General features: G+C 63.9%; 18 protein-coding genes and 1 pseudogene. 10 read left to right on the forward strand and 9 right to left on the reverse strand.

Features of this window, described 5'->3' with window-relative positions:
* The 4 genes from Q3C01_RS08170 to Q3C01_RS08185 form a co-directional block, all read right to left on the reverse strand.
* Entirely contained in the window at nucleotides 1-291 is a 291-nt protein-coding gene (locus Q3C01_RS08170) for a DUF1330 domain-containing protein (RefSeq protein ID WP_458144805.1), read from the reverse strand.
* A 53-nt stretch (nucleotides 292-344) separates the two neighbouring features.
* Nucleotides 345-857, reverse strand: coding sequence for a DUF1697 domain-containing protein (locus tag Q3C01_RS08175; RefSeq protein WP_458144806.1), 513 nt, complete (start codon nucleotides 855-857; stop codon nucleotides 345-347).
* A 23-nt stretch (nucleotides 858-880) separates the two neighbouring features.
* A complete protein-coding gene (locus Q3C01_RS08180) occupies nucleotides 881-1,528 on the reverse strand; it encodes an alpha/beta hydrolase (RefSeq protein WP_027524593.1) in 648 nt (215 codons plus the stop codon).
* A 381-nt stretch (nucleotides 1,529-1,909) separates the two neighbouring features.
* Complete coding sequence (locus Q3C01_RS08185) at nucleotides 1,910-2,842, reverse strand: LytTR family DNA-binding domain-containing protein (RefSeq protein WP_458144807.1); 933 nt, start codon at nucleotides 2,840-2,842, stop codon at nucleotides 1,910-1,912.
* A gap of 44 nt (nucleotides 2,843-2,886) precedes the next feature.
* On the opposite strand from Q3C01_RS08185, the gene Q3C01_RS08190 reads away from it, so the two are divergent.
* The 9 genes from Q3C01_RS08190 (at nucleotide 2,887) to Q3C01_RS08230 (ending at nucleotide 11,681) form a co-directional block, all read left to right on the forward strand.
* Nucleotides 2,887-4,080 carry an acyltransferase family protein gene (locus Q3C01_RS08190; RefSeq protein WP_458144808.1) on the forward strand — a complete coding sequence of 398 codons (1,194 nt, stop codon included), beginning with the start codon at nucleotides 2,887-2,889 and terminating at the stop codon, nucleotides 4,078-4,080.
* Nucleotides 4,081-4,118: 38 nt separating this feature from the next.
* Nucleotides 4,119-5,258 carry a cysteine desulfurase family protein gene (locus Q3C01_RS08195; RefSeq protein ID WP_458144809.1) on the forward strand — a complete coding sequence of 380 codons (1,140 nt, stop codon included), beginning with the start codon at nucleotides 4,119-4,121 and terminating at the stop codon, nucleotides 5,256-5,258.
* Nucleotides 5,259-5,371: 113 nt separating this feature from the next.
* Nucleotides 5,372-6,868, forward strand: coding sequence for a Fe-S cluster assembly protein SufB (gene sufB / locus Q3C01_RS08200; protein WP_458144810.1), 1,497 nt, complete (start codon nucleotides 5,372-5,374; stop codon nucleotides 6,866-6,868).
* A 62-nt stretch (nucleotides 6,869-6,930) separates the two neighbouring features.
* Nucleotides 6,931-7,683 (forward strand): Fe-S cluster assembly ATPase SufC, encoded by a 753-nt coding sequence (gene sufC / locus Q3C01_RS08205; RefSeq protein ID WP_458144811.1) that lies wholly within the window; start codon nucleotides 6,931-6,933, stop codon nucleotides 7,681-7,683.
* A 12-nt stretch (nucleotides 7,684-7,695) separates the two neighbouring features.
* Complete coding sequence (gene sufD, locus Q3C01_RS08210) at nucleotides 7,696-9,003, forward strand: Fe-S cluster assembly protein SufD (protein WP_458144812.1); 1,308 nt, start codon at nucleotides 7,696-7,698, stop codon at nucleotides 9,001-9,003.
* Nucleotides 9,000-10,247, forward strand: coding sequence for a cysteine desulfurase (locus tag Q3C01_RS08215; RefSeq protein WP_458144813.1), 1,248 nt, complete (start codon nucleotides 9,000-9,002; stop codon nucleotides 10,245-10,247). Before sufD ends, Q3C01_RS08215 begins: the two co-directional genes overlap by 4 nt.
* Nucleotides 10,244-10,615 (forward strand): SUF system Fe-S cluster assembly protein, encoded by a 372-nt coding sequence (locus tag Q3C01_RS08220; RefSeq protein WP_027553631.1) that lies wholly within the window; start codon nucleotides 10,244-10,246, stop codon nucleotides 10,613-10,615. Before Q3C01_RS08215 ends, Q3C01_RS08220 begins: the two co-directional genes overlap by 4 nt.
* Nucleotides 10,616-10,664: 49 nt before the next feature.
* Complete coding sequence (locus Q3C01_RS08225) at nucleotides 10,665-11,063, forward strand: HesB/IscA family protein (protein WP_458144814.1); 399 nt, start codon at nucleotides 10,665-10,667, stop codon at nucleotides 11,061-11,063.
* Between the two features lie 183 nt (nucleotides 11,064-11,246).
* The gene (locus Q3C01_RS08230) at nucleotides 11,247-11,681 is read left to right on the forward strand and encodes a TfoX/Sxy family protein (protein WP_458144815.1); all 435 of its coding nucleotides are present in this window, start codon (nucleotides 11,247-11,249) and stop codon (nucleotides 11,679-11,681) included.
* Between the two features lie 71 nt (nucleotides 11,682-11,752).
* On the opposite strand, the gene Q3C01_RS08235 is transcribed toward Q3C01_RS08230, so the two are convergent.
* The 3 genes from Q3C01_RS08235 to Q3C01_RS08245 all read right to left on the reverse strand — a co-directional run bounded on the left by Q3C01_RS08235 (nucleotide 11,753) and on the right by Q3C01_RS08245 (nucleotide 15,845).
* Complete coding sequence (locus Q3C01_RS08235; protein ID WP_458144816.1) at nucleotides 11,753-12,820, reverse strand: GGDEF domain-containing protein; 1,068 nt, start codon at nucleotides 12,818-12,820, stop codon at nucleotides 11,753-11,755.
* Between the two features lie 229 nt (nucleotides 12,821-13,049).
* Nucleotides 13,050-14,564 carry a DEAD/DEAH box helicase gene (locus tag Q3C01_RS08240; RefSeq protein WP_458144817.1) on the reverse strand — a complete coding sequence of 505 codons (1,515 nt, stop codon included), beginning with the start codon at nucleotides 14,562-14,564 and terminating at the stop codon, nucleotides 13,050-13,052.
* Between the two features lie 318 nt (nucleotides 14,565-14,882).
* Nucleotides 14,883-15,845 (reverse strand): helix-turn-helix domain-containing protein, encoded by a 963-nt coding sequence (locus tag Q3C01_RS08245; RefSeq protein WP_458144827.1) that lies wholly within the window; start codon nucleotides 15,843-15,845, stop codon nucleotides 14,883-14,885.
* 197 nt (nucleotides 15,846-16,042) lie between these two features.
* Here Q3C01_RS08245 and Q3C01_RS08250 point away from each other — a divergent pair.
* A pseudogene (locus Q3C01_RS08250) lies at nucleotides 16,043-17,553 on the forward strand (caspase family protein).
* Nucleotides 17,554-17,565: 12 nt separating this feature from the next.
* Here Q3C01_RS08250 and Q3C01_RS08255 read toward each other — a convergent pair.
* Nucleotides 17,566-18,453, reverse strand: coding sequence for a carbon-nitrogen hydrolase family protein (locus Q3C01_RS08255; protein WP_458144818.1), 888 nt, complete (start codon nucleotides 18,451-18,453; stop codon nucleotides 17,566-17,568).
* A gap of 70 nt (nucleotides 18,454-18,523) precedes the next feature.
* Nucleotides 18,524-19,131: MlrC C-terminal domain-containing protein (locus tag Q3C01_RS08260; protein WP_458144819.1), on the reverse strand; the 608-nt coding region annotated here is incomplete at its 5' end.

The following is a 19,131-nucleotide window of genomic DNA, read 5'->3' on the forward strand; positions in this document are numbered from 1 at the left end:
CTAGGTACATCCATCGGCGAGCAGCAATCTGCTCGTCGTCGCCGCGTGGCGCACCTTGAACAGCTCCTGAATCTCAGGGTCGCTCAGGAATGCTTCCGCGCTTTCGCGTTCTGGAAATTCGATGATGACGAGGCGTTCGGGTGTCCAGTCGCCCTCGATCGTCGTCGGCTGAACCCCGCGAACGATGTATTGCCCCGAATGCTTGGCGATGTAGGTGGGGATTTCGGCGATGTATCTCTTGAAGCCGGCAAAGTCATTCACTGACAGATCGAGCACCAGATACGCCTTCATCCCTCGCCCCCAAGCTGGCATCGGACCAGGCCGACCTCATCATCTAGCGCTAGCTAGAGCTCCGCGGCCATCTTCGCCAGCGTCGCGACCGTATTCATGTTGCGAGCGGTGCCGGTCTTGGCGGCGGGGATGACGAGCTTCGACGTCCCCATGCCATCGCCATAATGCACGTAGATCTCGCGGCGGCCGAGCCGGACTTCCTCGTCCCTCTGGCCGCGGAGTCCCGTAAGCGTGTCCGCGGGCGGCGCCTTGTCGAGGAAGATCGCCACGGTGCGGTTCGGCGCAGCCTTCGGGAAGGGATTATCGGCTGCAACCTGCGCCATCTCTTCTGCGCTGCGCACGAGCACGCCGACCGGCGCGCCGGCGTAGGTGTGCAGGCGCTTCTCCAGCGCAGCCTTGATCGCAGCTTCTGACTTGCGGCTGGTGAACACCACATTGCCACTGGCGATGTAGGTGCGCACGGCCGCAAAGCCGAGCGCCTCGCACATCGCCTTGAGCTCGGTCATCGGAAGCTTGCCGGTGCCGCCGACGTTCACGGCACGGAGCAGGGCGACGAAGGAGCCCATGAACAACCTTTGGCGAGCGGCCTTTAGCGCACGTTGGCGAGCCGCATGTCGAGATAGGCGGTGATGGTCTCCATCAACGGCTCGAGCTTTCCGTCGAAGAAGTGGTTGGCGCCGGGGATGACCTGCTGGTCGATCACGATGCCCTTCTGCGTCTTCAGCTTCTCGACCAGCGTGTTGACGTCCTTGGGCGGCACCACCGCATCCTTCTCGCCATGCACGATCAGGCCCGAGGACGGGCAGGGCGCGAGGAAGGAGAAGTCATAGAGGTTGGCTGGCGGTGCGATCGAAATAAAGCCTTCGACCTCGGGACGGCGCATCAACAGCTGCATGCCGATCCAGGCGCCGAAGGAGAAGCCGGCAACCCAGCAGGCGCGAGCTTCGGGATTGATGGTCTGCGCCCAGTCAAGCGCTGCGGCGGCGTCGGACAATTCGCCGGTGCCGTGATCGAACGAGCCCTGGCTGCGGCCGACGCCACGGAAATTGAACCGCAGCACGGAGAAGCCACGATGTGCGAAGGCGTAGTAGCACTGGTACACGATCTGATGATTCATCGTGCCGTGAAACTGCGGATGCGGATGCAGAATCATCGCGATCGGCGCGTTCTTCTGCTTGGCCGGATGGTAGCGGCCTTCGAGGCGGCCCGCGGGGCCGGCGAAAATGACTTCAGGCATGATGATCTCTTGATTGATTCCTTGAAGGTGATCCCTGAGCAATCAACCGATTGTGGCTCGCTCCATCGGCAGCGAAGCCGACGAAAGCGGGACTGGAGGAGGAAGGGCGCCCTCGGATGATGCGCGAGCGGCGCGCGGTGACTTGACGGCCCGCGTTCTAACATAGGCTGAGGGTCAAAAAGCAAGCATCTTGAGCATCTCCCAATGCGGTCAAGAGCTTAGCTGGTTGTCGCAATGTCATGCGAGGCAGCGTCCCGAGAGCCGTCGCCGGCGCCGCCACCCCTTGGCGGCGAGGTGAGAAGCCGGCCCGGTCGCCTCGCCCGCGGTGCCGGGCTAACTCTTTGAATTCATGACTGTTTGTTGGTTGGTAGCTGTGCCCGTTTATGCCGTGGCTGTGCCCAGGCCTGCAACCGATGGCCGGTAGCGCCGGCTCCCCTGGAGGGTCTGCCCGCCATCGAAGGTGAGCTCGAAATCTCCGGATGGTTTGAGGTCCACGCCGGTGACCCGGTCGAGATTCGCGAGCTTCGTGCGGTGGACGCGCACGACATGGAATCGCGCCAGTTCGCTTTCCGCTGCTGCCAGGGTGCCCCGGATCAGGTGCTGGTTACCGTCGGCCAGCCTGTACTCGATGTAGTTGCCGGCCGAGGCAACCCACAGGATCTCCTGCGGCTCGACCCGGATGCGGCTTGCACCGTCGCGCAGCCAGATCGCATCGGGCGCCTTCGCCGGCCCGGCTGGCTCGATCATACCGGTTGCCTGCGTCTCGCGCCGGCTGTCGAACAGCCAGATCGTGCTCCCGATCAGGAAGCAGGCGACGACGTCCTTGCGAAACTCGTACAGCACCGTCGCAAAGGAGAAGTGGAAGTCATAGACGCTTCCGGCAAGCCAAAGGACGAGTTTTCGGATCCAGACCATGCCGGTGATGTGGACGGCAGAGAAGGCGACCAGCGCGATCACTCCGATGCCGGCCCGACCTGCGTAGTTTGGAGTGCGGCGCATCCGCCGGACGGCCATGACCAGGATCGGAACCGCAAGCAGGATGACGGCGACGCTCGAAGTCTCCCAGAACAGGCGCCGGCCCAGATCGTAGGGGTCGCCGCGCCAGACGGCATCCTGCGCGGCGGACAGCGCATTCACGATTCCGGTGGCGAATGCGACCACCGCAATCACGCTGAACATCGCAACGTCGTGGCGATTGATCCCGCGATGCCCTCCGCTCGTCCCAGCGTGCAGCGCCTCATCCCCTCGCTTCCGGTCCTGATCCCAAACCGGCTCGACGCGCTCCTTCTCGCGGGCATTCTGGATGTCAGCCATGGCCCCAAAACCGCGTTTGTCGTCCCGTCAAGGAGCAGAAAACCATGTCAACACCACAGCAACTCTCGACCTCGGAGCGGCGCATCGATCTGGATTGGGTGCGGATTAGCGCCTTCGGGCTTCTGATCTTCTACCACGTCGGCATGCTTTACGTGTCCTGGGGATTTCACATCAAGAGCGCGTACAGGCTGACCTGGCTCGAGCCGTTGATGCTGGTCCTCAATCCCTGGCGGCTGTCACTTTTGTTCCTGGTTTCCGGGGTTGCGACGAGGTTCATGCTCGGCAAGTACCGCCTCGGTTCGTTCGTGGGCGCGCGGTCGACACGGCTCCTGATCCCCCTGATCTTCGGCATGCTGGTGATCGTGCCGCCGCAGTCCTACCTCCAGATCGTCGAGGCCCTCGGCTATCCCGCGGGCTTTGCCGATTTCTACGTCCGGCACTACTTGGCGTTCGGCGCGCAGTTCTGTCCGAATCCCTGCATCGTGCTGCCGACCTGGAACCACCTCTGGTTTGTGGTCTATCTGTGGGTCTACACGATGGCGCTGGCCTGCGTGCTCTGGCTGTGGCCAGCCCTGACCGACCGGCTCAGTGCGAAGCTTGCCGTCCCGCTCACAGGGCCCGGCCTCCTCATCATGCCGTGTCTGCTATTCGCGGCTTGGCGCCTGTTCCTGTTCCCAGCCTTTCCCTCCACGCATGCGCTGTTTGGCGATTGGTACAACCATGCGGACTATGCAACGGCGTTCCTGATCGGCTTCCTGCTGGCGAAGCAGGGTATCGTCTGGTCCGAGATCGAACGACAACGCTGGGCGGCACTGGCACTCGCGGCCGTTTGCTTAACCATCTTCATCCTGTTGTTCGCGGGTCTGCTCGCGCCGTCGCCGCTGCTGAAGAAGTGCGCCAGCATCGCCTATGGCTGCTATCAGTGGCTTGCCATGGCCGCGGTGCTCGGTTTCGCACGGCGGCACTTCACGGCCGACGGACCCGCGCGCCGCTACCTCACGGACGCGATCTTCCCGTACTACATCGTGCATCAGACGGCGATCATCACGATCGCGCATGCACTGCGCGGCAGCGGCTTCTCGGTCGGGATCGAGGCCTCCATCGTGATCCTGGGCACCGCGCTGACATGTGTGGTCACCTTTGAAGTCGTGCGCCGGATCAATTGGCTGCGACCGCTGTTCGGATTGCGTATGGAGGCACGCGCGCCAGCCAAGGCCGTGCAGCAACAGCCGGCTTGACCGATTGGCGGGCGGGCAAAAGGTGCTAAGAGGGCGGCATGCCAACCCGCGTCTATCTCGACTGGAATGCGACCACGCCGCTGCGTCCCGAGGCGCGGGCGGCGATGGTCGCGGCCTATGATCTCGTCGGCAATCCGTCCTCGGTCCATGCCGAGGGGCGGGAGGCGCGGCGGCTGGTCGAGGCGGCCCGTGCCGCGCTGGCGGGCGCGGTTGGCGGCCTGCCGCGGAACGTCGTCTTCACCTCGGCGGGAACCGAGGCCAATGCGCTGGCGCTCTCGCCGGGTCTAAGGGGGCCCTCTGGCGGCCCGGTGGAACGCCTCCTGGTGTCCGCCGTCGAGCACGCCTCCGTGCTGGCAGGCGGGAGGTTTCCCGCCGACGCCGTCAGCCCGATTCATGTGACGCGCGCCGGCGTCGTCGACATCGATCACCTCAAAGCGCTGCTCGGCTCCGGCCCGCCGGCGCTGGTGTCGATCATGGCCGCCAATAACGAGACCGGCGCGCTTCAGCCGGTGGCGGAGGCGGCGCGGATCGTCCATGAGGCGGGCGGGCTTCTGCATGTTGACGCGATCCAGGTTCTTGGGAAAATTTCTTTCGATATCAAGGTGGTCGGTGCCGATCTTGCCACCTTCTCTGCGCACAAGATTGGTGGCCCCAAGGGCGTCGGTGCGCTAGTCGTCGCTGAGAGTGTGACAGGGCTGGAACCGGTTCTCCGTGGTGGGGGGCAGGAACTCGGCCGCCGTGCGGGAACCGAGAACGTCGCGGGCATCGCCGGCTTCGGCGCAGCCGTGACGGCGGCCCTTCAGACTCTGGCGGAGGGTGCGGAACGGCTCCGAAGCCTCCGGAATCGCTTGGAAAACGGGCTGCGAACCGTGCCAGGCACAACGGTTTTCTCGGAGGACGTTGAGCGGTTGCCAAATACCACTCTATTTACGGCGCCAGGGCTGAAGGCGGAGACCGCCGTGATCGGTTTCGACCTCCAAGGCATCGCCGTGTCCTCAGGCTCCGCCTGTTCCTCTGGAAAAGTGCAGCCGTCTCACGTGCTCTCCGCCATGGGATTCGACCCCAAAACGGCCCAGGGAGCGGTGCGCCTCAGTCTGGGCTGGTCCACGCAGGAGGCGGACATCAATCGGGCCCTTGAGGCTTGGCGAAAGCTCGGTAATAACCTACTTAGAGAGTAAGCGACGAAACACGGCTTGAACGGTTCTAAGCGCGTGCTTTCCGCATAGAAACATCGTAATAGTCGTTCGAGTTTGATCCACCGCGGTCCTTGAAACCGCGAGCGGAGGATGGAATGCCAGCCGTACAAGAGACGGTCGAGCGCGTGAAGCGCATCGACGTCGACCAGTATCGTTATGGGTTTGAGACCCTGATCGACTCCGAGAAGGCCCCGAAGGGCCTGTCGGAAGACATCGTAAAATTCATTTCCGGGAAGAAGAACGAGCCCGCCTGGATGCTCCAGTGGCGGCTCGAGGCCTATCGGCGCTGGCTCACCATGACTGAGCCGACCTGGGCCCGCGTCGACTATCCCAAGATCGACTTCCAGGACATCTACTATTACGCGGCGCCGAAGCCGAAGAAGACCGTCTCCTCGCTCGACGAGATCGATCCGGAGATCCTGAAGACCTACGAGAAGCTCGGCATTCCCCTGCGGGAAGTCGCGATGCTCGAAGGCGTCGAACCGAAGGTGGGCGAGGAAGACCCGGCCCGGCGCAAGATCGCGGTCGACGCCGTCTTCGACTCGGTGTCGGTTGCGACCACTTTCAAGGCCGAGCTGAAGAAGGCCGGCGTGATCTTCATGCCGATCTCGGAGGCGATCCGCGAGCATCCCGAGCTGGTGCAGAAATATCTCGGCTCCGTGGTGCCGACCTCCGACAATTTCTATGCGACGCTGAACTCGGCGGTGTTCTCGGATGGCTCGTTCGTCTATGTGCCGCCGGGCGTACGCTGCCCGATGGAGCTGTCGACCTATTTCCGCATCAACGAGCGCAACACCGGCCAGTTCGAGCGTACGCTGATCATCGCCGACAAGGGCTCCTACGTCTCTTACCTCGAGGGCTGCACTGCTCCGCAGCGCGACGAGAACCAGCTCCACGCCGCCGTGGTTGAACTTGTCGCGCTCGATGACGCCGAGATCAAATATTCGACGGTCCAGAACTGGTATCCCGGCAACTCGGAAGGCAAGGGCGGCATCTACAATTTCGTCACCAAGCGTGGCGACTGCCGCGGCAACCACTCCAAGATCTCCTGGACCCAGGTCGAAACCGGGTCGGCGATCACCTGGAAATACCCGAGCTGCATCCTGCGCGGCGACAATTCGAGCGGCGAGTTCTACTCGATCGCGATCTCGAACGGTTTCCAGCAGGTCGATAGCGGCACCAAGATGATCCATCTCGGCAAGAACACCTCGAGCCGGATCATCTCCAAGGGCATCGCGGCCGGCAAGTCGCAGAACACCTATCGCGGTCTCGTCACCGCGCATCGAAAAGCGACCGGCGCCCGCAACTTCACCGCCTGCGACTCGCTGCTCATCGGCGACAAATGCGGCGCGCACACCGTGCCGTACATCGAGGCGAAGAACTCGTCGGCGACCTTCGAGCACGAGGCGACGACCTCGAAGATCTCCGAGGACGTGCTGTTCTACTGCATTCAGCGCGGCCTCTCCCAGGAAGAAGCCGTCGGCCTCGTCGTCAACGGCTTTGTGAAGGACGTGCTTCAGCAGCTCCCCATGGAGTTCGCCGTGGAAGCGCAGAAGCTGATCTCGATCTCGCTTGAAGGGTCGGTTGGCTAATTGCCGGCCCTCGCGGCGCGCTTCGGCGCTCCCTGGATCATTTGAATAGACTGGAAACCAATATGGCTTTGCTTGAAGTGAAAGATTTGAAAGTCCGTGTCGAGGAGCGCGAGATTCTCCACGGGCTGACGCTGACCGTGAATGAAGGTGAGGTGCACGCGATCATGGGGCCGAACGGCTCCGGCAAGTCGACGCTGTCTCACGTCATCGCCGGCAAGCCCGGTTACGAGGTGACCGACGGCCAGATCCTGTTTAGGGGCGAGGACCTCCTGGAGATGGATCCGGAGGAGCGCGCCGCCAAGGGAGTGTTCCTGGCGTTCCAGTATCCGGTCGAGATCCCTGGCGTCGCCACCATGAACTTCCTGCGCACCGCACTGAACGCGCAGCGCAAGGCGCGTGGCGAGGACGAATATTCGACACCGGATTTCCTCAAGAAGGTCCGCGAGGTCTCGAAGTCACTGAACATCCCGCAGGACATGCTCAAGCGCGGCGTCAATGTCGGCTTCTCCGGCGGCGAGAAGAAGCGCAACGAGGTGCTCCAGATGGCGCTGTTCGAGCCGAGCCTGTGCATCCTCGACGAGATGGATTCCGGCCTCGACATCGACGCGCTGCGGATTGCGGCCGACGGCGTCAACGCGCTGCGCTCGCCCAAGCGCGCGATGGTCGTGATCACCCACTATCAGCGGCTCCTGAACTACATCGTGCCTGACTTCGTGCATGTGATGTCGAAGGGCCGTGTCGTGAAGAGCGGCGACAAGCAACTGGCGCTGGAGCTGGAGGAGTCCGGCTACGCCCAGTTCGAGGACGCCGCATAAGGATTGTTTGCGATGAACGTTGCTTTGGCCAAGACCGGGAACGGCCGCGCGGTGAGCGATCTCTTCACCAGTGCCGAAGGTCGGCTGCCCGGCTCGCCCGCGGTGCTAGCTGCGCGCCGTCAGGCCTTCGAGACCTATGAGCGTCTCGGCCTGCCGCACCGCCGGCTCGAGGAGTGGAAATACACCGACCTCCGCGCGCTGGTCGGCGAGGTGCTGCCGCTTGCGGCTGCGCCTGACGCGGCGGCGCTGTCGCGCGCGACTGACGCCGTAAAGGCGCATGCGTTTGCCGGCGCCCGCAAGCTGGTGCTGGTCGACGGCGTGTTCGCGGCCGACTTGTCCGACGTGAAGGCGCTCGCATCCGAGGTCAGCGTCAAGACGCTGCGCGAAACGCTGGAGAAGGAGTCCGGGGACCTGCTCGCGACCGCTTCGACGGACGCGATGATCTCGCTGAACGCGGCGATGGCGACCGACGGGGTGGTGGTGTCGATTGCGGACGGCGCGCAGCTTTCCGCTCCGATCCAGATTATCCATGTCGCGACGGCGGCGTCCGCGTCCGCTTTCACCCGCTCGCAACTGCGCGTCGGGAACGGCGTCCGCGCCACCATCGTCGAGAGCTTCGTCGCCGCTGGCGCTGCGGCCTACCAGGTCAACGACGCCGTGCTGGTGACGATCGGCGACGACGCCGATGTCGCGCATATCCGCCTGATGGACGATGCGCCTGATGCCGTGAACATCACCTCCGAGATCGTCACGGTCGGCGCGAATACAAAGCTCAACTTCTTCAACATGACGACCGGTGGCGCCGTGAGCCGCCTGCAAGGCTTCATCACGCTGGCAGGCGAGGGCAGCGAGCTCGCGATCAATGGCGTGAACCTCCTGAAGAAGACTGAGCATGGCGATACGACGCTGGTCGTCGACCACGCCGTGCCCCATTGCACCAGCCGCGAAATCTTCCGCGCCGTGATCGATGATCGCGCCCATTCGGTGTTCCAGGGCCGCATCATCGTCCGTCCCGACGCCCAGAAGACCGACGGCAAGATGATGACACGGGCGCTGCTGCTCTCGGACGAGGCCGAGGCCGACAACAAGCCCGAGCTCGAGATCTTCGCCGACGACGTCTCCTGCGGCCATGGCGCCACCGCCGGTGCGCTCGACGACAGCCTGCTGTTCTATCTGCGCGCCCGCGGGTTGCCCGAAAAGGAAGCCCAGGCGCTGCTGATCCAGGCCTTCGTCGGCGAGGCGATCGAGCAGATCGCCGACGATGACCTGCGTGAACACGTGATCGGCATTGCCGAGCGCTGGCTGGAGCGGCGGTCATGAGCACACATCCGGCGGTCCTGAACGGTTCGTATGACGTCGCGCGGGTGCGCCAGGATTTTCCGGCGCTGGCCATGCAGGTCTACGGCAAGCCGCTGGTCTATCTTGACAACGCGGCCTCGGCGCAGAAGCCGCAATCCGTGCTCGATCGCATGACGCAGGCCTATACGAGCGAATATGCCAACGTGCATCGCGGCCTGCACTACCTCGCCAATGCGGCGACGGAAGCCTATGAGGGCGGCCGCGCCAAGGTCGCGCAGTTCATCAACGCGCGGCGACCTGAGGAAGTGATCTTCACCCGCAACGCGACGGAGGCGATCAACCTCGTTGCGTCGTCCTGGGGCGAGCCGAATATCAAGGCAGACGACGAGATCGTCATCTCGATCATGGAGCACCACTCCAACATCGTGCCCTGGCATTTCCTCAGGGAACGCCATGGCGCGGTGATCAAATGGGCGCCGGTCGACGATGAAGGCAATTTCCTGATCGACGAGTTCGAGAAACTCTTGACCGCGAAGACCAAGCTGGTCGCGATCACGCAGATGTCGAACGCGCTCGGCACCATCGTGCCGGTCAAAGACGTGGTGAAAATCGCCCACGCCCGCGGCATTCCCGTGCTGGTCGATGGCAGCCAGGGTGCCGTGCATCTTCCGGTCGATGTTCAGGACCTCGGCTGCGACTTCTATGTTTTCACCGGCCACAAGGTCTATGGGCCGACCGGCATCGGTGTGCTCTGGGCCAAATACGACCAGCTCGTCGCGATGCGTCCCTATAATGGCGGCGGCGAGATGATCCGCGAGGTCTCGCGCGACGTGGTCACTTACGGCGATCCCCCGCACAAGTTCGAGGCCGGCACGCCCGCGATCGTCGAGGCGGTCGGGCTCGGCGCGGCCATCGATTACGTCAATTCGATCGGCAAGGAGCGCATCGCCGCCCACGAGCACGACCTCCTCACCTATGCCCAGGACCGCCTGCGCGAGATCAACGCGCTGCGGCTGATCGGCACCGCGCGCGGCAAGGGCCCGGTGATCTCCTTCGAGCTGAAGGGCGCGCACGCCCATGACGTCGCCACCGTGATCGACCGCCAGGGCATTGCGGTGCGCGCCGGCACCCATTGCGTCATGCCGCTTTTAGAGCGGTTCAACGTGACCGCGACGTGCCGGGCATCCTTCGGCATGTATAATACAAGGGACGAAGTCGACCATCTGGCACAGGCGCTTTTGAAGGCGCGGGATTTGTTCGCATGAGTGACACGGCCGAAATCAAAGCCAATCCGATGGAAACGCATTCGGCGTTGCCGCCGGAGGAGACCGAGCGTCTGACGCGCGAGATCATCGCCGGGCTCAAGACCGTGTTCGATCCGGAGATCCCAGCTGACATCTACGAGCTCGGCCTGATCTACAAGGTCGAGATCAAGGACGACCGCTCCGTCGACGTCCTGATGACGCTGACGACGCCGAACTGCCCGGCCGCCGGCGAGCTGCCGACCATGGTGGAGAACGCGGTGGCGAGCGTCCCCGGCGTCGGCGTGGTTGACGTCAAGGTCGTCTGGGAACCGGCCTGGTCACCGGAACGCATGAGCGACGAGGCGCGCCTCGTGCTCAACATGTGGTGACGCGTTATCTCGGCATTGAATCTGCTCCGCAACGGACCACATCACTGACATGACACAGCCAACACCAGCATCCTCTCCCAAGCCGCGGCGTCCGCGTCCGCAGGTGATGCGGCTCACGGATGCTGCCGCGCAGCGCATTACCGAGCTGACGCAGCGTGCGGATTCCGAGATCGTCGGCCTGCGCGTCGGCGTGAAGAACGGCGGCTGCGCCGGTCAGTCCTACACCGTCGAATATGCCCATGAGATCCGCCCGACCGACGAGGTCGTCGAGGACAAGGGCGTCAAGATCCTGGTCGATCCCAAGGCGGTGTTGTTCCTGCTCGGCACCGAGATGGACTACAAGGCCGACAAGATGCAGGCCCAGTTCGTCTTCAACAACCCCAACCAGATCTCCGCCTGCGGCTGCGGCGAGTCGGTCGAACTGCGGCCGGCCAAGGTCGAGGGGTAGCCTGACTCTCGCAAATCCCACCGCTGTCGTCCTGGCGAACGCCGGGACCCATACCGCGTGATCTCGCAGCGGCGGGCGGTGTCAGTACCAGCGACTGGTAAGACGGACAGTCATCGCTAAACTACCTTCCGTGGTAATGGGTCCTGGCGTTCGCCAGGACGACGATGGGGAGGCAGTTGGGCGATGGACCGCGAATTCCTGATCGACCTGTTCGCCGATTTCGGCCCCGTCACCATTCGCCGGATGTTTTCCGGCTACGGCATCTCCGCCGACGGCACCAATTTCGCGCTGGCCCTGCGCGCCGGCCTGTTCCTCCGCGCGGATGAGCAGACGATCCCGAACTTCGAGGCCGAAGGCTCAGCGCCGTTTCAGTACCAGACCCGCGCCAAAACCGTGATGGTGAAGTCCTACTGGCAGTTGCCCGCGCGCCTGTTCGATGATTCCGAGGAGCTTGCGGAGTGGGCGAGGGCCGCGCTCGCCGCCGCCCAGCGTGCCAAGGTAAAGAAGGGACCCAAGGCAAAGAAGGCGGCGAAGATTGTGAAGAAGCCGCGGAAGAAGAAACAAGCAGCCAAGAAGGCGTTTCGTAGGGTGGGCAAAGCGAAGCGTGCCACCACTTAAGATGACGATTGGAGAGATGGTGGGCAAGGCGCTGCGCGCCTTTGCCCATCCTACGGCAGCTCACCAGACAGCTAGGCCACTTGGCCTTGCCTCTCGACGCTATACTCAGGATCGGCCTCGCAGATCACGCGGTTGCGGCCATTGCGCTTGGCGGCGTAGAGGCAGGCATCGGCGCGCTCGATCAGGGAGTCCGTGTCGTCGCCCGGCTTCAGCATGGAGACGCCGACCGAGATCGTGACGCGGCCCAGAATCTCGCCGGTCGATTTCTTCTTCAATTCCTTCGCCATCACGGCGCGGCGGATGTGGTCGGCGACCGTGAGCGCCTGGCGCAGCGCAGTGTTGGGCAGAACGACCGCGAACTCCTCGCCACCATAGCGCGCGGTGATGTCCTGGCCCTTGATGGTCTGCTTCAGCGACAGGCCGACGAGCCGCAGTACCTGGTCGCCGGTGAGGTGGCCGTAGGAATCGTTGAACGACTTGAAATGGTCGATGTCGAACAGCAGCAGCGACAACGGCTCGCCGCTTGCGAGCGCGTTCTGCACGGCCATGCCGATCATGCGATCGAAATATTTGCGGTTGCCAAGGCCGGTGAGGGGATCGGTGAGGCTCTCGGCGCGGATCGCTTCGAGGCTCTGCTGGAGATTGCTGATCTCGTTGGCGGACAATGTCAGCCGGTCCTCCAGCGCCTTGTTGGTCTCGCGCATGTCGCGCGTCGCATGGAGCAGGGTGTCCACGATCGCCTTGATCTGGTCGCGGTCCTTGGCCGTCGACAGCTTTGCGGCGGCGCCCGACAGGCTCGCATCATAGGAGGCGGACATGCCGAGCGCGTCGGTGAGCACCTTCATCACGTCGTCGATCTCGCCGATGACGCGCGCGCCGACCTTATCGATGCGATCGGTGGTCTTGATGTGGGAGAGATAGGTCTCGTAGATCTGCTCGAGATCGGCTTCGGTCAGCTTGCCGTTGCGCGCCAGCGTCTCGTTGATGATCTTGTTCAGCGGGGCGTTGTAGCCGGTGGCGTAGACGTACCAGATCTCGTAGTTGCGGGGAATTGCGGTCTGCTTGAGCGATCGGATCTGACCGAGCGCCACCTCGGCGAACGCCATCGTGCGTTCGTGTTCATCGAGCAGCTTGACCACAGAATATATCCCCACAGCAGCCGGTGCGCCTCCGACTGCGGCAATGCTTAAATTATGATCTCAGGCTAAAGGACGATTCTGAACGGCCGGTAAACAGCCGTTCCTGCAGCATGATCCGGACGCGAAGGGTCACGTTAGCGCAAAACTGTGCAGGGATTTCTCCCCGCGACAAACACGGAGCGTCTGCGCGGAGATCGTGCCCACACAACAACCTGAAGCGCAGCGCGCCTTAGGCGCGGACGGGGCGCAGCAGGAACGCCGGCAGATGCGAATGATCGCCGGGCTCGCTATCAGCCTCGCGCTGCGGACGGCGCGGTTCGGGACGGCCGATCGAGGGCACATGCGAATTATTGGCCTGCTGGCGCGAGCCGTGGCGCGGCTCGCCGGCGTGCCTTGCTTCGAGCGCAGGCTTCGGCTCGCGCGCAGGCTTTGACTCGCGTGAAGGCTTTGGCTCGCGCGCAGGCCTCGCTTCCGCTGCTGGCCTTGCATCCGGGGCGTGCCGCGCGTCACCGCGCTGCTCGTGGCCGCGACGCGACTTGCCGCGACCGCCGCGCGACCGCTCCCGGCCACGCTGCTCGCGCGAACGTTCGGTTGGCTCGGCGGACTCGCTGTGGGCCTCGAACTCGCCCTCGGCGCGCGGAATGTTCTGGCCGATCAGCTTCTCGATCGCGGCCATCGACTTCTGGTCGAGCGGCGTCACGATCGAGATCGCGGTGCCGGTGCGGCCGGCGCGCCCCGTACGGCCGATGCGGTGAACGTAATCGTCGGGATGATGGGGGACGTCGAAATTGAAGACGTGGCTGACTTCGGGGATATCGAGGCCGCGGGCGGCGACGTCGGAGGCGACCAGAAGCGGCAGCTCGCCTTTGCGGAACTGATCCAGCGCCGCCATGCGGGCCGGCTGGTCCATGTCGCCGTGCAGCGCGCCGACGCTGAAGCCGTGTTTCTGGAGCGATTTGTGAACGATCGCGACCTCGCGCTTGCGATTGCAGAAGATGATCGCGTTCTTGAGATCCTTGGCCTCGCGTAGCAGGCGGCGAAGCAGTTCGCGCTTCTCATGCGCCTCGCGTCCGGCGGGAACCTGGGACTGCGTGACGGTGACAGCCGTGGTGGCGGGCTTGGAAACTTCGACCTTCTGCGGATTGTGCAGGAAGGCCTCGGTGATGCGCCGGATCTCCGGCGGCATGGTCGCGGTGAAGAACAGGGTCTGCCGCGTGAAGGGGACGAGCTTGCAGATGCGCTCGATGTCGGGAATGAAGCCCATGTCCAGCATACGGTCGGCTTCGTCGATGACGAGCAGCTCGACGCCGGTGAGCAGGAGACCGCCGCGCTCGGTATGGTCGAGCAGGCGGCCGGGAGTCGCGATCAGCACGTCGACGCCGCGCATCAGCTTGGCATCCTGGTCGCCGAAGGAGACGCCGCCGATCAGGAGGGCGACGTTGAGCTTCTGGCCGGCGCCGTAGCGGTCGAAGTTTTCCTTGACCTGGGCGGCGAGCTCACGGGTCGGTTCGAGGATCAGGGTGCGCGGCATGCGCGCCCGGGCGCGACCCTTTTCGAGGATGGTGAGCATCGGCAGCACGAAGGCCGCGGTCTTGCCGGTGCCGGTCTGGGCGATGCCGAGCACGTCCTTGCGTGCGAGGACGTGGGGGATCGCCTGTTCCTGAATGGGGGTGGGGTTGGTGTAACCGGTGGCCGCCACTGCGGCGAGGACTTTTTCGGATAGTCCGAGATTTGAAAAGGACATTGAGCCTCTAGTCGAAACCGCCGTTCGGAATCGAGGGTAATAAGGCTGTCGCGCTCCACCCCGAAACGGCGCGCTCTCAAAGAAGCTGGGGGTGCTGACTTACGCGAGCAAGGCTTTGCGCGAGCAACGCGCCAAACTCAGGAATCGCGTTTCGATACCGAGCCGCGTTGCCCGGAACATAGGGGGGAATCGGCCAAAGTCAATGGAGCGGACGCGGGAAGGCTCTAAAAAGCCTAGCGTTTTTGCTCAAATTGCGGGCGAAGTTGCGCTTTTCGCCCGGTCACCGGCCGGGCGACCGGGGGAGGCCAGGGAGGGCGGCTAGCGCTTCTCGGCCGCTTGAGCCCGGAAATCGCCCGGTGCCAGCCCGTAGGCCGCGTTGAAGACCCGGTAATAGGTCGCAAGGCTCTCGAAGCCGCAGGCGGTGGCGATGTCGGCAATCAGCCGCTCCGGCGCCTCGCTCAGGAGGCGGCGGCTTTGCGCCAGGCGTTGCTCGGTCACGGTCTGGGAGAAGCTCTTCTCCGCCATTTCAAAGAGCATGTGGAGGTGGCGCAGGGACACGCCGAGCCAGTCGGCGACCATTGCCGGGGACAATCGGGGATCGTTCAGGTGGCGCTCGATCAGGCGGCGGGCCAACGACAGGCGCCCGACCCGCAGCGCGTATTGTCCGCGGCGGCCCCCGGGCCTGACGATGCCGCGCTCGACCAGGGCGAGGGTGGCCAGCGCTTCCACCAGTGGCTTGGTGCGCGCAGCCTCGACCCCAACGGCGAGGTCACCGAGCTCGGCAAAGGCGGCATCGAGCAGGGGGGCCAGCGCAAGGTCGCCGAATGGCTTTGGCGTCAGGTCGCGAACGCGCCTGTCCTGCGCGGGGATGCCGGCAACCGGGATCTTGAGGATCCTCAGGTGGAAGCCCGCGGTGCCGAGCGGCAGGGTGCGATAGGGCAGGTCGGTATGGCTGGTGGCAAACCTGCCGCTTTCGATCGCAAAATCGCTGCCGCGCATGCCGCCGAACCAGCCGCCGCTGCCGAGCTGCTGGTAAACGCAGATGCTGTCGCTGGCCGCGTCCGCGATGTCGGCGTTGCTACGCTCGACCCGGTAGGGCGAGGCCTTGAGCTCGACGAGGCCGGCCCCGCCGACCTGCCGCAGTGTGAACTCGCCGAAGAAATCGGCGCGCTGCTCCCGCGCGAGTTCCGCGGTGACGCCGAACAAGCCCTTGGCGCGCACCTCACGCCAGTAGTCGAAACGGTCCTGCGGCTCGACCTCGTTGGTGCACCAGCGATACACAAAAAACCCTCGGGTAGACAGGCAATACGGCTCAAGCAAAAGCAGATTCCGTTCAAGCCGGCCATAGGACAGATCGCGCAGGGGCATCCCGCTGGGCGCTTGCCTCACTCTTGAACCCCTGCCATGGCTCGGTCGACTATGACATCAGCGGGCCGCAGGAACCCCAATCGCCCTTCCTGCAAACGGGGGAATTTTCAATGACGCGCAGGCTTCTCTCGGTTTTGGCGGCCCTTGGCATCGCCGCCAGTCTGACGGCATTCGCCGCCCCCGCGCATGCCGAAAGGCGTGTCGCGCTCGTCGTCGGCAACAACGACTACAAGAACGTTCCAAAGCTGCTCAAGGCCGTCAACGACGCCCGCACCATGGGCGACACGTTGAAGCAACTCGGCTTCTCCGTGATGGTAGCTGAGAACCAGAGCCGCCAGCAGTTCACCGAGACGCTGCTCGCCTTCGACAGGGCGATCGAGCCGGGCGACACCGCGTTCTTCTTCTATGCCGGCCACGGTTTCGAGATCATGGGCCAGAACTATCTGCTGCCGACCGACGTGCCGGCCGCGACTGAAGGTCAGGAAGAGCTGGTGCGCGATTCCTCGATCCTCGCATCGTCGAGCGTCTCCAGAACAAGAAGGCGCGCACCTCGATCCTGGTGTTCGATGCCTGCCGTAACAATCCGTTCGAGCGGACCGGCACGCGCGCAGTCGCTGGCGGCGGCGGGCTCGCGCCCATGACGCAATTGCCTGAAGGCGTGTTCTCGGTGTTCTCCGCCGGCCCGCGTCAAACTGCGCTCGATCGTCTGTCGAACGATGATGCCAATCCAAATTCGGTGTTCACGCGCACCTTCGCCAAGGAGCTGCTGCAGCCCGGCGAGAACCTCGTGCAGGTGGCCCAGCATACGCGTCGGCTGGTCAGCGAGATGGCCGATACCGTCAAGCACAAGCAGGTGCCTGTCTATTTCGATCAGATGGTCGACGACGTCTTCCTGAGCGGCGCGGCCAAGGCCGACACCGCGGCACGGCCGGCCGATCCGCCGCCGCAGAAGGTCGCGGCGTTGCCGCCGGTCTCGGTGCCACGCGTGCCGAAGGAGGAAGCTACCAATGCGCCGATCGCGAGCTTCTCGCGCCACAACGGCGGCTGGTCGGTGGTCTTCTCCTTCGCCGATCCCACGCTCGGCATTTCCTGGCGGATGGCAGGCCAGGGCGATTTCCGCGAGACCGGCTTCATCGACACGCTCGATCCGCGCACCCGCAAGCGGCTGCCGAACCCGTCGATCGAGCTGCCGGCGGATGCCCAGGCCGGCACCATCGAGGTCCGCTATGTCGATGCCTCCGGCGACATGCAGGGCCCGTTCCCGATCAAGTTCGATCCGGAGGCCGCGCTGCTCCGCGACCAGCGCAAGATCCTCGACATGACTGCGACGAGCTGGCTGTCGTTCCGCGAGTTCAACGGGTTGCTCGTCTATTACACGCACCTCGTGTCCTACCGCTGCGCCATCCGCGAGGTCCGCATCGGCATCGACACGTCTGTGCCCAACCAGGTCCTGAAGATGCCGGCCTGCGACATGCGTGACCCCAGCGCGATCACTGCCGGCATGCCGCTCTACATGAAGCTGGCGCCGACGACGCAGTTCGTATCGGTCGAGCTGACCTACCGCGATGGCAGCGTGTCGGAGATCAAGAGCTTCCGGACCGCGAACCGCAGCAACAATTGAGCGCCGAATGCCTCAGACGGGCGCAGTCAGGTATCGTGCGTAGATATCCACACGCCTGTCTGTCGCGAGCCCGACATAGCTCCGGTAGCGGGCAACGTCATCAAGGTCGATTTCCGCACGGAGGACGTCCTCGTCCTCCGTGGTGGACTGCGCGAGAATCTTGCCGTCCGGCGCAACGATGATGCTCCGGCCCATGAAGGCGCAATTGCCCTGCCTGCCGGCGCGGTTGCAACTGAGGAAGAAGACGCCATTTTCGGTCGCGCGCGTATAGGCGCGGTGCGTGAAGATCTGCTCGTCGTCGAGGGGCCTGTCTTGTGGGCGGAACGACGCCCAGATATTCGTGACGATCTGAGCGCCTTGCACCATGAGTGCCCGCGTCAATTCCGGAAACCGGATGTCATAGCAAATCTGCATGCCAATCGGCCCCAACATCGTTTGCTGCACCGAGATGCTCTCGCCGGCGACGAAGTAGAGCTTTTCCAGATGCCAGCGATGAATCTTGTGGTAGGTGCCGAGCACGCCGTGAGGGCCAATCAGGACCGACGCATTATGCATTACGCCCTGCTGCACCGGATGACGGAGGGCAAGCCCGACGACAGCATGGAGGTTGTGCTCACGGGCGAGGTCGCATAGCGATGTGATGAAGGGTCCGTTCTCGGGTTCGGCGGCCTGGAATAATCGGAAGGCATATTGTTCGGCTCCGCCGGATTCCGGACTGAAGGGGGTGCCGGGCGTCAGCGGCTCCACGTATCCCGTGTTCGACAACTCCGGGAATACGATCAACTGCGCGCCTGCCTTTGCCTCCGATCGTATCACTGCCTGCATTCGCTCGAGATTCGACGTCGGCTCCAGCACTTGGACGTCAAATTGGATCAAGCTCACATTTACCTTGCTGGTCATCGCTTATCCGTTCTCCTGCCGCGGGCCCAGCGATCCGCACGTATCGCCCCCTGTGCGTCTTCAGTCGACGTCAATGGGCGCTTTCAGGAGCCAGCGGAAATACACGATGCGTATCCAGCCGCTCATAGGGCAGGAGCCGCAGGTCGGCGACGCCGTGGTCCGGCGTATCCACGATCATGATTTCCTCCGCCAGTCCCTCATAGAAGGCACGGAAATGGGTCTTTGAACGAAGCACGATGATGTCGAAGTCTTCCGGACGCAACCCGAACACTCCGAATGCATCGCCATCGACCGCGAATGCAAATGCGCTGACGACACTCACCGACACGCCATCGACGTCAAGCAGCGCGGTCATTCCCAGATCGACCGGCATGCCATGCATGTAGGAGCCCGTCACGCGGTATGATTTCGGGCCTGCCCACTGCACGCGTGCGGTGATGTCCAGCGTCGGCCCCGCCTTCTCGGAACTGTGGCCGCCAAGACTCAACTCCACCAACGCACCAACGCCTGCTTCGAACGCTTTCTGCGCTGCGGCTGCATCCCAGAGAAATGGCACGGCAGCCCCTGCGACACGGCGCCTCAGCAGCTCCCCCAGCAGGTACGTGGAGTCGTTCATTCGGTCGGCGTGCTCGACCAGGACGTATGGGCGCCCCTGCGTCTTGCGCGTCGCCAGGCCCT

This window comes from Bradyrhizobium sp. UFLA05-109, assembly GCF_054185165.1.

Coding starts and splice junctions, on each gene's coding strand:
- Q3C01_RS08225 (WP_458144814.1), top strand. CDS start 10,665: ATGACACAGCCAACACCAGCATCCTCTCCCAAGCCGCGGCGTCCGCGT.
- sufB (WP_458144810.1), top strand. CDS start 5,372: ATGCCAGCCGTACAAGAGACGGTCGAGCGCGTGAAGCGCATCGACGTC.
- Q3C01_RS08175 (WP_458144806.1), bottom strand. CDS start 857: ATGGGCTCCTTCGTCGCCCTGCTCCGTGCCGTGAACGTCGGCGGCACC.
- sufC (WP_458144811.1), top strand. CDS start 6,931: ATGGCTTTGCTTGAAGTGAAAGATTTGAAAGTCCGTGTCGAGGAGCGC.
- sufD (WP_458144812.1), top strand. CDS start 7,696: ATGAACGTTGCTTTGGCCAAGACCGGGAACGGCCGCGCGGTGAGCGAT.
- Q3C01_RS08185 (WP_458144807.1), bottom strand. CDS start 2,842: ATGGCTGACATCCAGAATGCCCGCGAGAAGGAGCGCGTCGAGCCGGTT.
- Q3C01_RS08190 (WP_458144808.1), top strand. CDS start 2,887: ATGTCAACACCACAGCAACTCTCGACCTCGGAGCGGCGCATCGATCTG.
- Q3C01_RS08240 (WP_458144817.1), bottom strand. CDS start 14,564: ATGTCCTTTTCAAATCTCGGACTATCCGAAAAAGTCCTCGCCGCAGTG.
- Q3C01_RS08230 (WP_458144815.1), top strand. CDS start 11,247: ATGGACCGCGAATTCCTGATCGACCTGTTCGCCGATTTCGGCCCCGTC.
- Q3C01_RS08180 (WP_027524593.1), bottom strand. CDS start 1,528: ATGCCTGAAGTCATTTTCGCCGGCCCCGCGGGCCGCCTCGAAGGCCGC.
- Q3C01_RS08195 (WP_458144809.1), top strand. CDS start 4,119: ATGCCAACCCGCGTCTATCTCGACTGGAATGCGACCACGCCGCTGCGT.
- Q3C01_RS08255 (WP_458144818.1), bottom strand. CDS start 18,453: ATGACCAGCAAGGTAAATGTGAGCTTGATCCAATTTGACGTCCAAGTG.
- Q3C01_RS08170 (WP_458144805.1), bottom strand. CDS start 291: ATGAAGGCGTATCTGGTGCTCGATCTGTCAGTGAATGACTTTGCCGGC.
- Q3C01_RS08220 (WP_027553631.1), top strand. CDS start 10,244: ATGAGTGACACGGCCGAAATCAAAGCCAATCCGATGGAAACGCATTCG.
- Q3C01_RS08215 (WP_458144813.1), top strand. CDS start 9,000: ATGAGCACACATCCGGCGGTCCTGAACGGTTCGTATGACGTCGCGCGG.